Below are 13,635 nucleotides of genomic sequence, written 5' to 3' on the forward strand. Positions count from 1 at the left end.
TTTCGGTCCCTCAGCGATAGAACGAAGACATGCCCAGTGATCTCCGGTGCAATGCGTTGTTGTTTGCTTTCTCGGTGATGGGTGTGCTGGCGATTGTCTCCGGCTCATCGAAACTGACGAACGCTTCGGAACCACCCAACATCGTTTTCATTTTCGCCGATGATCTGGGTTGGGGAGATCTTAGTTGCTACGGGCAACGCCGTATCAAGACGCCGAATCTGGATCGTTTGGCCCGTCAAGGCACACTGTTCACCCAATTCTACGTTGCTGGTTCGGTGTGTTCGCCCAGTCGGACCGGCATCATGACGGGACAAAGCCCGGCGCGGCATCGCATTTTCGGTCATTTGGCCAACCGGGAAAGCAACCAGCGTCGTGGCATGCCCGATGCGCTGGATCCCGATGTGCCCACATTGACCGACGTGCTGAAAGACGCCGGCTATGTCACCGCCCATTTCGGAAAGTGGCACCTCGGCAATGTTTCGCCGGATCAGTATGGCGTTGATGCTTTCCGGACCGACAAGTTTTGCAACGTCGCGGGTAAACAGGCGATCGACATTTGGAGCGCCGAGGCGCGACCGGTCTGCACGGCCAATATCCTGGACGCAACGCTGGATTTCATTGGCGAACAGGCGGATGCACCGGAGCCTTTTTATGTCAACGCATGGTTTTCCGATCCGCATGCGACGTTGAATCCTTCGCCTGACCAATTGGATCGAGTGAAAAATCTGGCGCCGCAAGGCGTGCCGTTTCCCGGCGTTGCGCAGGTCTATTATGCCTGTGTGTTGGAGATGGATCGTCAGGTCGGGCGCTTCATGGATCGCCTGGAACAATTGGGGGTGGCGGATCGAACGTTGGTTTTGTTTTCCAGTGACAACGGTCCCGAAGATTTTCAGATCCGTAATTCGGCCCACAGCGGCGTCGGAAGTAGCGGTCCGTTTCGTGGTCGCAAACGCAGTATCTACGAAGGCGGTATTCGCACACCGTTGATCGTCCGCTGGCCGGGGCATGTTCCGGCCGGAAAGGTCAATCGGACATCAGTGATCAGCGGTTTGGATTTCTTACCTTCGCTGGCCGCAATTGCCGGTGCGTCAGCCGACGCGATCAGCGATGGGGATGGGGAAGCGATGGACGATGTTTGGCTGGGAGCGGACCGTGAACGTCGCACGCCGTGTTTTTGGGAATGGCGGTACCGTGTCTTCGGGCACCCCGCCAACAAGCCGCCGCAATTGGCTGTTCGCGACGGAGATTTCAAGCTGTTGGTCAATCCCGATGGCGGGCGAGTCGAACTGTACGACTTGGCCAGCGATCCCGGCGAACGGGACAACGTCGCGGCAAATCACCCAGTTGTCGTTCAGCGTTTGACCCGAATGGCTCTGCAGTGGAACAAAACGTTGCCCGATTCTCCGCGAGACCCCGGGGCGGGGCTGGAATCCTGGCGGTGGCCCTGAGTGGGTCTTGGCCGCCCGCATTTCCTGACATTGGTGGAGACGCCAAGTCTTGTCTGCCACCCCACTTGCGGAGCGGATGCCGAAAGCCGGTGGCCGACCGATTGTCAGGAAATTCCTGGCGTTTGGCCGTTCGGCCGAGGGAGATCGGAGTATTGCAGCATCGGACGGATGCGATGGTTTCCGAATAGGAAAGATTTGACGCACGCTTGGCGGACCAGTATCGTTGGACGGAATGTCGCATCCATTCGTGTGGCCCAGTAGGCCCGTGAAGGATGTCGCCCCACCCCCCGCCCGCGTCGCGTTTGCTTCGTGGGTCCCGCCTTTTTGCCGTCACCGTTGATCTTGCCGATGGTTTGGCGAGACCGAATCGACGGTTCATCCTTGACGACTACGCCGGAGATGACTCGCATGCGTTGTGTCGGAAACCCTTTCAGCCGCCGTGGATTTCTAGCGGTCGGATCGATCGCCGGATTCGGGTTGTCGCTTCCTGACTTGCTAATGCGTCAGGCCGCTGCGGAGATGAAGCATTACGACTTCATCAAACCCAAAGCGAAAAGCGTCATTCACGTTTTCTTGCCGGGCGGGATGGCCCAGCAGGAATCCTTTGACCCCAAGCCCTACAGTCCGCTGGAATATCGCGGGGAAATGGGCACGCTGAAGACAAATACCGGCGAAGTCTTTTCGAACACGATTCCCAAGCTGGCCAAGCGTGCTGACAAATTCAGTGTGATTCGGTCCATGACGCACGGGGAAGCCGCCCACGAACGCGGCACCCACAACATGTTCACCGGGTACAAACCCAGTCCGGCGTTGCAGTACCCCAGTTTTGGCGCCGTTGTCAGTCACGAATACGGGCCGCGAAACAACCTGCCCCCGTATATCTGTATTCCCAATGTTCCCAACGAATTCGCCGGAACGGGATATTTGCCCAGCAGTTACGGCGGATTCGCGTTGGGCAGTGATCCGGCCCGCGGCGATTTCCGGGTCCGCGATTTGAACTTGTCCGGTGGCGTGGACGAAAGCCGGTTCGTCAAACGCAAAGAAGCGTTGGAAGTCGTCAATCGTCGCTTCACGTCGATGACGTCGGCGGACAACGTTGCCGCGATGAGCACGTTTTACGAGAGAGCCTACGACCTGCTGGACACACCGGCGGCCAAAGAAGCATTCGACATCAACAAGGAAGACGACAAGCTTCGTGACCGCTACGGACGCAACCAAGCCGGTCAGCGTTTGTTGATGGCACGACGTCTGGTCGAAGCCGGTTCACGTCTGGTGACGCTGACCTACGGCGGCTGGGACATGCACCAGAGTATTACCAGCGGTTTCAATCGAACGATGCCCGCACTGGATCAGGGCTTGTCGGCCTTGATCGATGATTTGGATTCGCGCGGTTTATTGGACGAAACGCTGGTCATGGTCACCAGTGAATTCGGCCGCACACCCAAGATCAACGCGGACGCCGGACGCGATCACTGGCCAAAGGTCTTCAGCGTGATGCTGGCCGGCGGAGGCGTCAAAGGCGGCATGGTCTATGGTGCGTCCGACAGCACGGCGGCCGAACCCGATCACAGCCCCGTGTCCCCGGCGGACTTGGCCACCACGATGTATCACTTGTTGGGCATTGTGGCCGACAAGGAATTGATGGCCCCCGGAGACCGTCCGATCGAAATCGTCGATGGCGGCAACGTCATCAGCGACATTCTGGTCTGATCCATTTGCCCAGGATGAAAGCCATGAAGATGAATGCTTTTTCTGTCGGTCGCCCGAACGGTGTGACCGGCATCGGTGTCGCACGCAATCGGGCTGTGCGGACCGTCGTTGCCTGTGTCGTGTTCGTTTGCCTTCAAACGGTTGCCTCCGTCCGGGCATCTTATCCGGTCGTCGAACGGTTACAGCCAATGGGCGTCCGTGCGGGAACCGAAACCAAGCTGACCTTTCACGGTCAACGTTTGGGTGACACCTATGACGTGGTGTCCGATGACCCACGAATTGAAATCATCGACGTCAAAGCGGTCGATGGCAAGAAAGCCGACGTCACCCTGAAGGTCGCCGAGAGCGTGTCGCCGGGGCTTTACCCGTTGCGTTTGGTCACCAAAACGGGCGTCGCGAATCTGCGTTTGCTGTCGGTCGGTCATCTGCCGGTTGTCACGGAAGCAGAACCCAACAGCCGACCGGACCAAGCACAGTCGGTTCCCATCAATCACACCATCGAAGGTGTCGTTGACACCGAAGACGTCGATTTGTTCAACGTCGATGTCGCGGCCGGACAGCGTTTGACGGTGGAGGTCGAGGGCATTCGATTGGCGTTTTCGCTTCGCAACCAGAACATTTTGGATCCGTACGTCGCGATCCTGGACAGTGAAGGTATCGAAGTGGCATCCAGCGATGATTCGGCTCTGCTACAGCAAGACGGTTTGTGCACGTACACGCCTGACCAGGCGGGCACCTACACCGTCATGATCCGCGACAGTTCATTCCGCGGCAGCCGAGTTTCGGGCTACCGTTTGCACATCGGTGATTTTCCACGTCCGATGGCAATCTTTCCGGCCGGTGGGCAACCGGGCTCCGTCCTACAGGCCCAATGGATTGACGTCGATGGATCCGTTCACGAAGACCAGTTTCAGTTGCCCAGCTTGACGGACGATCACCACCGTTTGTGGGTCAAGACGGACAAGGGCATCAGCCCGTCGCCCAACACCGTTCGGGTGAACGACTTGCCGGTTCATGTCGAAACGGAACCGAACGATGATATTCGCAAAGCACCCGAGTTCACTTTGCCCGCGGCTTTCTGCGGCATTGTCGATAAAGAAAATGACTTCGATTGCTTCAGCTTCCAGTGCAAAAAGGGCCGGCGGTATCGTGTGGAGGTGTTCGCCCGCCATGCATTGCGAAGCAGCCTAGACGCCGTGCTGAACGTCTTCGGGCCCGACAACCGAACGATCCAGTCGTCCGATGATGTGGCCGGTCGCATGGACCCTTCGTTGGAATTTGCCGCCAAAGAAGATGGCAAGCACACGATTCGGATCTATGACCATCTGCGATTGGGAACTCCCACGCACCAATACCGTGTCGAGGTGGTGGAAGCGACAGCGGAGGTCAACCTGACGCTGAAGGAGCTTCGACGTGACGAAGCCACACCCGCGTTGGTTCCCGCCGGTGGGCACGGGGCCATCATGGTGACCGCTGCGCGTACCAATTACGGCGGTCCCATCGGTATCGACATTCCCTCGTTGCCCGACGGTGTCACGGCAACCACGTTTGACGTCCCCGCCGGACGCGGCGAAATACCTGTTCTGCTTTCGGCGAAGGCCGGTACCGATCCGATTTGCCAGCCGATATCGCTGACCGGCATCGCCAAAGATCCGAAAGCCTTGAACGTCGGCAGCCGATTCGTTCAAACGCACAAACTGGTGTTGGGACAGAACCGACGTCACATGTGGGCCACCGACACGCCACATGCGTTGAGTGCCGTCGTCGAACCGACCCCCTTTGAGATCGAGTTGGTCCAACCGAAAACGCCGATCGTTCGCCAAGGCAGTGCGAATTTGGTCGTCCGGGTCAAACGAAACGACGGCTTCAAGGAACAGATTGCCCTGCGAACGCTTTACAACCCACCAGGCGTCGGCGTGAACAACAGCCGCCGGATTGCCGGGGATAAGTCCGAAGCGTTGATTCCGATCACCGCCAACAGCCGCGCCGCGACCGGCCAGTGGCCGATGATCTTGATGGCAACCTTCACCGCACCGGGCGGCAGCCAAGTGACCGCCACCAACGCGATCGATTTGCAGGTTGAAAACGAATACTTCAAGTACGCGTTTCCCAAAGCGGCAACCGAACAAGGCAAATCGATGACATATGCGGTGAACGTCGAAGTGTTGCGTGAGTTCGATGATGAAGCCGAAATCGAATTGGTCGGCTTGCCAAACGGTGTCACCAGTCCCAAAGCGGTTCAGCCGCTGACCAAAGACAGCACCGTGGTCAACTTTCCGTTGGAAATCGCTGCCGATGCGAAAGTCGGCAAGCACCGGACGTTGGTCTGTGTCGCACGGCTTAAACGCAGCGGCGAAGTGATCACGCAGACCACCGGGACGGGCGAACTGCGGATCGACAAGCCGATGGTGGCCGCACCCGCGAAGAAACCAGAAAAACCGGCGGCCAAAAAAGCCGCCGAGCCCAAACCGCTCAGCCGCCTGGAACAATTGCGTCAAAAACGCCAGGAGATGAAATGAGTTCTAGAACTTTTCTAGGCCAACCGATTCGCACTTGGGCCAATCGATGTGTCGCAATGGCCGCATTGATCGTCACCTGGGCTTCGGTTGCCGCTTATGCCGTGACGCCGGACCCGGATCCCAGCGCCAGTCGCCCAGCCAAACCGCCACGCCCTGCCCTGGAGGTTTATCCGCCGAACGTGCAACTGGATTCGGCGCGTGACTATCAATCCTTCGTCGCCGTGCTTCGGCGCCCCGATGGAATCACCGTTGATGTGACCGATCAAGTCCGATGGTCCGTCGGTGACGATGCGGTGGCCCGCGTCGACGGCGTGCGCGTTGTTCCGATCGCCGATGGCAAGACGGAACTGGTCGGGCGTTTCAGCGGGCACAACTTTAAGGTTCCGGTGAATGTGAAGGATGCCACCGTCAAGCCGGCGATCAGCTTTGCCAAAGACGTCATGCCCGTCCTGACGCGGTCGGGATGCAACACCGGGTCCTGCCACGGGGCTGCACGTGGTAAAGACGGTTTCCGGCTAAGCCTGTTCGGTTTCGATCCCGACGGCGACTATCACCGCATCACCCGCGAAATGGGAGTCCGGCGTGTCAACTTGGCGGTTCCCGATGAAAGCCTGATGTTGCGAAAAGCCATCGGCGCCGTGCCGCACACCGGTGGCAAGCTGTTCGATGTCGACAGCCCGTACTACGCGACCATGTTGGAATGGTTGCAAGATGGTGCACCGGAGGATCCGTCCGATGCGAAACCACCGGCGGTTGAATCTTTGGCCGTTTATCCGCAACAAGCGGTGATCGAAGGCACCGGCACCAAGCAACGATTCGTTGCCGTCGCGACCTACGAAGACGGAACGACTCGTGATGTCACGAATCTTTCGGCGTTCAGCAGCAATAATTCGGGCAGCGCCGACATCGATGGCACCGGGACGGTCACCGCCGGGTCCCGTGGCGAAGCATTCGTCATGGCACGATTCGACACCAAGACCGTTGGTAGCCAAGTGCTAACGCTGCCCGAGGGTCTGGTCTATGAAACGCCACAGCAGCCGGCACGCGGCGAAGACCAGTACATCGATCAGTTGGTCGATAAGAAACTGCATCAACTGCGGATCACACCCAGCGGACAATGCAGCGATGAAGAATTCATTCGCCGCGTGACGATCGACGTGATCGGTTTGTTACCGACCGAAGACGAATTCCATCAATTCGTGAATGACCCGTCGGAAAACAAAAGAGCCGAGTTGATCGACCGCCTGTTGGCACGCAAAGAGTTCAGCGAAATCTGGGCGATGAAGTTCGCTCAATTGCTGATGATCAAAAGCACCAACCAGGTCAGCTACAAGTCCGCGTTCCTGTATTCCAAATGGCTGACCGAGCAGTTCCAAAACAGGGTTCCGGTGGACCAAATGGTCCACGAACTGTTGACCAGCACCGGCGGCACGTTTTCACAGCCGGCGACGAATTTCTACGAGATCGAACGCGATCGCCTGAAGACATCGGAAAACGTGGCTCAGGTCTTCCTGGGGATTCGGACGCAGTGTGCCCAGTGTCACAACCATCCGTTCGACCGCTGGACGATGGATGATTACTACGGGTTTGCGGCGTTCTTTTCGCAAATCGGTCGCAAACAGGCCGAAGACTATCGCGAAAAGATCATCTACAACCGTGGCTCGGGGACAACCAAGCATCCGGTGTCCGGTGCGACGGTTGAACCCAAGTTCCTTGGCGGCGAAGCCCCCGAAACACGCGGCAAGGACCGACGCAAAGTCTTGGCCGATTGGTTGACGGCACCGGAAAACCCGTACTTCGCCAAGTCCATCGCCAATCGCGTGTGGGCCCACTTCATGGGCGTCGGCTTGGTCGACGAAGTGGACGATATCCGGGTCAGTAACCCACCCAGCAATCCGGAATTGTTTGACACACTGGGCGAAAAACTGGTCGCCTACGATTTCGATTTCCGCGCGTTGGTGCGTGATATCTGCAACAGCGACGCTTATCAACGAAGCTGTCAAACCAATGATTCCAATCAGCACGACAACCGCAACTATGCCCACGCGGTGATCCGTCGGATTCCTGCCGAAAGCATGTTGGATTGTCTCAGCCAGGTGACCGACAGCCCGGACAAATTCCGTGGTCTGCCGCTGGGGGCACGCGCGGTCCAAATCGCCGATGGGACAACATCGAACTATTTCTTGACGACGTTCGGTCGGTCGCCACGAGCGACTGTTTGCGAATGCGAAGCGTCCACCGACCCATCGCTTTCACAGGCCTTGCACTTACTGAACGGCAATTCCGTTCAAGGCAAGATCGCCAGTGGAAAGTTGATTCGGACGTGGTTGAAAGAGGAGAAGCTTTCGCCCGAGCAAATCTTGGATCGCTTGTATGTTCGCTCGCTCAGTCGGATGCCGACGAAAGAAGAGCGTGACGATTTGTTGGCCATGGTCAACGAACAAAGTAATGCCGAAGCGGTGCTGCAGGATGTTGCTTGGGCGATTTTGAACAGCCGTGAATTTGCCTTTAACCACTGATTGAGACGACACCGTGCTGAGACGACAAAGGGCATTCCGTTCGACCATTGCACTGGCCGCATCGCTGACATCCGTCGCGATTTCCAGTTTGGCACTCGCCGAACAATCAACGCCGGACTCTGCTGCAAAAAAGGTGACGTTTGAAGAACACGTCAAACCAATTTTTCGACAGCATTGTTTGACCTGTCACAACTTGGGCGAAAAGAAGGGCGGCTTGGCTCTGGATTCGTACCAAGCGGTGTTGGAAGGCGGCGGCAGCGGTGAAGTCGTTTATGACGATGGGGATTACGACGGCAGCCGACTGTGGCAATTGGTGTCGCACGAAGACACGCCGATCATGCCGCCGGGCCAAGACAAGATTCCGGCCGAGCAATTGGCGGTTCTTCAGGCTTGGATCGAAGGCGGCATCCTGGAAAACAGTGGTTCCAAAGCCAAAGCGAAAAAGAAGAACCCACTGGAGTTCGTCGCCGCCAGTCGCGGCAAGCCTGATGGGCCGGCTGCCATGCCGGAAACAGTGCCGATGGGCGTCCCCGTAGTGACGGAGCGGCCGGCGGCGGTCACCGCGATCGCCTGCAGCCCCTGGGCGCCCCTGGTCGCCGTCGGTGGTCAGCGTCAGGTCGTCCTGTATCACGGCGACAGCGGTGAATTGCTGGGCGTATTGCCATTCGCCGAAGGCGTCCCGCAGTCGATCCGGTTCAGTTCCGACGGTGGATATTTGTTTGTCGCCGGCGGCGAACACGCAGTGCTGGGACTGGTGGCCATTTACGATGTTCGGACCGGCGAGCGTATTGCAACGGTTGGTGATGAACTGGACATCGTGTTTGATGGCGACGCCAATTCCGACATGACCCGCGTTGCGATGGGCGGACCGAAGCGGATGTTGCGTATTTACGACGTCACCGACGGGTCGCTGAAGTTTGATCTAAAGAAACACACCGACTGGATTTTGGCGGTCGCTTTCAGCCCTGACGATGTCTTGATTGCTTCGGGCGATCGCTCGGCCGGCCTGGTGGTTTGGGAAGCCGATACCGGACAGCCCTACCTGGACTTGGCCGGTCACAAAGGCGCCGTGACGGCAGTGTCTTGGCGTGACGATGGCAACGTTTTGGCCAGCGGCAGCGAAGACGGTACGGTCAAGCTGTGGGACATGCACACGGGAAACCAAATCAAAAGCATCAACGTCGGTGGTCCTGTCCAAGACGTCGCGTTTGATCATCAGGGTCGATTGATCACCGCATCCGGGAATCGCAAAGCCACCGTCTGGGATGCCGGCGGATCAAAAGTTAGGGATCTTCCCGCGATGAAGGAAGCGGTTTTGGAAGCCGCCCTGTCACACGATGGAAAGCGAGCGGTGTATGGCGATTGGAGTGGGCAAATCTTCAACGTTGCCACCGATGATCCCAAGCAAACCCTGACTTTGGCGTCCAATCCACCGGATGAAAGGGAATTGCTGGCGGCTGCTTCGCAGAAATTGAAAGCGGCTCAGGCGGAACTGAAAAAGGCGACGGATGATCTGCAGCCGATCCAGTCCAAGGTCCAAACGATGAAGGACGCGGTCGATGCCGCAAAGCAGGATTTAGCGTCGAAGCGAGATCGGTTGGAGGAATTGAAGTCGACGCTGGCCGACCTGAACAAAAAGGAACAGTCCGCCGAGGAGACGATTCGGAAAGCCGCCGAGGCCGCCGATGTCAGCCACGACGAAATGATCGCGGCCAAGGTTGGGTTGAAACGTGGCGACATCGACGACCAACAGTTAGCGTTGGCAGAACAGCAAGTCGCCGATGCGTTTGCTGCTTTGGCCGAATCACGACGCGGGTTGTTGGCGACGCGGGAACAGATCGTTTCGCTCACCACGCAACGGAAACAGATCCAGGCAACGATTCCGACTTTGGAAAAGGTGGTTAGCGACGCAGACGGTCGCTTGCAAGCGGCCCAATCCGAACTCGAACCGGTGGATCAAACCCGCCGACAGGCCGATGCGGTGGTCCAGAAATTGTTGGATCGCGTCAGACGCATTGAAGAAGCGATCGAAGCATCAATCTGACTTTCAAAAATCATCCCCGGCCGGTGCCCGTATGTTCGCCGGCCTGGATGTCGCGCTCAGAAAACCGCTGACCCGCTGGGGTGTTGCTTGGACATTCGTTAAAACTGTCACGACGACCTACCACGGTTTGTGGTCCCAGGCTAGCGACAGAGACTGCGAATGACTTCGGAAAGCGAATCCACCGCCAGCAGCCCTTCATCGAACGAGTTCCCCGACACCGGGGCTCGTGTCGGCATCATCATGGGCAGCCGAAACGACTGGGAAACAATGCAACCGGCCGCGGCAATGTTGAAGCAGTTGGGCGTGCCGCATGAGTGTTTTGTGGTCAGTGCCCACCGGACGCCACAACGTATGTTTGCCTACGCACAATCGGCCGCCGGTCGTGGCGTTCAGGTCATTATTGCGGGTGCCGGTGGCGCGGCCCATTTGCCGGGAATGGTCGCATCGGAAACCCATTTGCCGGTCATCGGTGTCCCCGTCCAAAGTCGCGCGCTGCAGGGACTGGATTCGCTGTTGTCGATCGTCCAGATGCCCGGCGGCATTCCGGTGGCCACCATGTCGATTGGAAAGTCCGGTGCAAAGAACGCGGGCATTTTTGCGGCACGCGTCTTGGCATTGTCCGACAGCGAACTGCGCGAAAGGCTTTGCGACTTCGTTCGTCAACAAAAGGACGATGTGCTGAAGTCGGCCGACCTGAACGATGTCTCTTGATTCGATTGACGCGAAAGTTTCGACCACGATGCGTCCCCAGTCCCCCGACGCACTGCCGAGCACTGCGGCGGGCCCCCGAACCTCCGAGCCTTTGTCCGCTATGAAGAAGACGCTAATGCCAGGCGCCACCTTGGGGATGGTCGGGGGCGGTCAATTGGGACGCATGTTCGCCATCGCCGCCGCACAGATGGGTTATCGGGTTGTCGTGTTATGCGATTCGGATGATGCGCCCGCGGCACAAGTGGCGACCCAAATCGTTGTCGGCGCGATCGACGATCCGGACGTGGTGAAACGATTCGCCCAGCAATGCGACGTGATCACGCTTGAATTCGAAAACATTCCGGCCGATACGATCGCTGGCTGTGCCGATTTTGCACCGACTTACCCATCAGCCGACGTGTTGCGTGTCGCCCAAGACCGTTGGCTGGAAAAGTCCAGTTTGCGTGATTTGGGATTGCCCGTCACTCCGTTTGATCAAGTCAGCGATGCGGATTCCGTCCGGCGATTTGCGGAACACCATGGCTACCCGGTGATCGTGAAGACGGCACGCAGTGGTTACGACGGCAAAGGCCAATACCGCGTGGAATCATCCCAGCAAGCGGACGATGTCCCCTGGGGTTCGGCCGACCAGTGGATCGCCGAACAATGCATTCGATTTGATAAGGAAGTTTCGATCTTGGTGGCTCGAAACGTTCACGGTCAAACGTCGACATTCCCGCTGTTCGAAAATGATCACGTCAATCACATCTTGGATCAAACGACCTGTCCCGCATCGGTCGATCCGGCCATCGAATCATCGGCGCGTGAAATTGCGATGGCGGTGGCCGATGGATTGGATTTGATCGGATTGATCTGCATCGAGTTTTTTCTGATGGGCGATTCGTTGATGATCAATGAAATCGCACCTCGGCCACACAACTCTGGTCACCTTTCGATCGAAGCGTGTGGTATCAGCCAGTTCGAACAACAGGTCCGTGCCGTCTGTGGGCTTCCGCTTGGAAATACCCGTTTGGTTTCCGGCGGCGCCGCGATGGTGAATCTTCTCGGCGACTTGTGGCAGGATGGCGATCCGGCTTGGGATCGCGTATTTGGATTGGAAGACTCGCTGGCCGCTTCGGGGATTCGCTTGCACCTGTATGGAAAAGCGGGTGCCAAGGTGGGACGCAAAATGGGGCACCTGACCGCGGTGGCGGACGATGTCGTCGCAGCGGCAAACGCGGTTCGCGAAGCTCGGGAACGACTGCGATCGTCTTAGGCGTGGGGACCGTTGCGTCTGTGCAAGGTCCGAGAGTTCAAACCGACGGCGACGTGGATGCGCCGGCCGACTTGGTCATCGGTGTCGACCAATCGGATGACTGACCACGAATCTTTCGTATCAGCCCACGAATCTGGTGTCCGAACAGGAACTTCGCGACCAGGTACATCGCCATCGCGGCCAGCATGCCCGCCGCATCGGCCAGGAAATCGTACCGGTCGGGAGTTCGCCCGGGCACAAAGCCCTGTGACCACTCGTCGAACGCCGCGTAGGCAAGCACAATGGCGGCCACCCGCGAAAACCGAGTGATGACGCGACGGCCGCCGGTCACATAGCACAGTAGAAACGCGAGGCCGAAGAAGCCCACGAAGTGCTTGACCTTGTCGCCGACGTGCAGCTGAACAAAATCGACACGCGGCAAGTGGGTGCCGGTGAACATCGCCAGCCAGTACAGCGCCAGCAACACAATCGCCAACCGGATTCGAAAAATGCGGATCTTGGTGACCGGCTGCATCAACGGGGCTCGCGTCGGATAAGCTTGGAACAGAGTCATACGGAATTGCACCGAGGTGAGCGTTCGGACGAATACTCCTGCCGAACGCTTCCTAAGGAATACGGCCCGGACTGCACTAGGTCAAATTATCGCTCACGTAATTCACAACGAAGCCGGTTTCATGAAATCATCACGAGATAGACAGCTGAAGTTCGCTACGGTTCTTTTTGTCGCGTTATCCGTCGTTTACGCGTCTGCCCCGGTACCCTTCGCGGGGCAGGCGGCGGCCGACGACACGCCCGCCGCAGAGGGGAAGGACGCGACCAAAGACGTCGATAAAACAGCCGATGATGCCGGCTGGACGCCTTTGAAAGGCAAATGGGACTTTTCACGCTACGGCGGCGAAGGACCCGTGGAAATCACCGACGAAGGTATCGAAATGGGGTTCGGGGACCCACTGACCGGGGTCCGCTGGACCGGCGATTATCCCAAAGATAACTACGAAATTCGCTTGGAAGCTCAGCGAACCGACGCCCACGATTTCTTTGTGGCGGTCACGTTTCCGGTGGGCGATCAACACTGCAGCCTTGTCCTGGGGGGCTGGGGCGGTGGTGTCACGGGAATCAGCAACATCGACGGGAACGATGCGTCCAGCAACGACACCACGCTGTACCGCATGTACGAAAACGACCAGTGGTACAAAATTCACATTCGCGTCGTTCCCAAAGAAATCGTTTGCAAGGTCGACGGCGAAATCGTCGTCCAGGTCGAACGCGAAGGTGTCGAATTTGATATCCGTGACGAAATGGACCCCGCATTACCGCTGGGGTTGGCCAACTATCAGTGCGTTTCGGAAATCCGAAACATCGCGATTCGCACGTTGGACAAGGCAAAGCCGGATGCCACTTCGCAGCCGAAAAGCGACAAGTAGCGTTG

General features: G+C 57.9%; 9 protein-coding genes. 8 read left to right on the top strand and 1 reads right to left on the bottom strand.

The window, feature by feature from the left end; translation table 11 throughout:
- Positions 1-29: 29 nt before the first annotated feature.
- The 7 genes from HFP54_RS03040 to HFP54_RS03070 all read left to right on the top strand — a co-directional run bounded on the left by HFP54_RS03040 (position 30) and on the right by HFP54_RS03070 (position 12,206).
- On the top strand, positions 30-1,448 hold the full coding sequence (locus HFP54_RS03040; RefSeq protein ID WP_168563996.1) for a sulfatase family protein: 1,419 nt from the start codon (positions 30-32) through the stop codon (positions 1,446-1,448).
- 408 nt (positions 1,449-1,856) lie between these two features.
- Positions 1,857-3,158, top strand: a complete 1,302-nt coding sequence (locus HFP54_RS03045) for a DUF1501 domain-containing protein (RefSeq protein WP_146414249.1) — start codon at positions 1,857-1,859, stop codon at positions 3,156-3,158.
- A gap of 29 nt (positions 3,159-3,187) precedes the next feature.
- Positions 3,188-5,677, top strand: coding sequence for a PPC domain-containing protein (locus tag HFP54_RS03050; protein WP_235951209.1), 2,490 nt, complete (start codon positions 3,188-3,190; stop codon positions 5,675-5,677).
- Positions 5,674-8,196 carry a DUF1549 domain-containing protein gene (locus HFP54_RS03055; RefSeq protein WP_168563997.1) on the top strand — a complete coding sequence of 841 codons (2,523 nt, stop codon included), beginning with the start codon at positions 5,674-5,676 and terminating at the stop codon, positions 8,194-8,196. Before HFP54_RS03050 ends, HFP54_RS03055 begins: the two co-directional genes overlap by 4 nt.
- Before the next feature lie 13 nt (positions 8,197-8,209).
- Entirely contained in the window at positions 8,210-10,240 is a 2,031-nt protein-coding gene (locus tag HFP54_RS03060) for a c-type cytochrome domain-containing protein (RefSeq protein ID WP_315853836.1), read from the top strand.
- 159 nt (positions 10,241-10,399) lie between these two features.
- Complete coding sequence (gene purE / locus HFP54_RS03065) at positions 10,400-10,951, top strand: 5-(carboxyamino)imidazole ribonucleotide mutase (RefSeq protein WP_168563998.1); 552 nt, start codon at positions 10,400-10,402, stop codon at positions 10,949-10,951.
- A 100-nt stretch (positions 10,952-11,051) separates the two neighbouring features.
- Entirely contained in the window at positions 11,052-12,206 is a 1,155-nt protein-coding gene (locus tag HFP54_RS03070) for a 5-(carboxyamino)imidazole ribonucleotide synthase (RefSeq protein ID WP_235951210.1), read from the top strand.
- 37 nt (positions 12,207-12,243) lie between these two features.
- On the opposite strand, the gene HFP54_RS03075 is transcribed toward HFP54_RS03070, so the two are convergent.
- Positions 12,244-12,759, bottom strand: a complete 516-nt coding sequence (locus tag HFP54_RS03075) for a VanZ family protein (RefSeq protein ID WP_146412452.1) — start codon at positions 12,757-12,759, stop codon at positions 12,244-12,246.
- 121 nt (positions 12,760-12,880) lie between these two features.
- On the opposite strand from HFP54_RS03075, the gene HFP54_RS03080 reads away from it, so the two are divergent.
- Positions 12,881-13,630 (top strand): 3-keto-alpha-glucoside-1,2-lyase-like domain-containing protein, encoded by a 750-nt coding sequence (locus HFP54_RS03080; RefSeq protein WP_168563999.1) that lies wholly within the window; start codon positions 12,881-12,883, stop codon positions 13,628-13,630.
- The last annotated feature ends 5 nt before the right edge of the window (positions 13,631-13,635 follow it).

Origin of the sequence: Crateriforma spongiae (assembly GCF_012290005.1) — a bacterium.
GTDB classification, from domain to species: Bacteria; Planctomycetota; Planctomycetia; order Pirellulales; family Pirellulaceae; genus Crateriforma; species Crateriforma spongiae.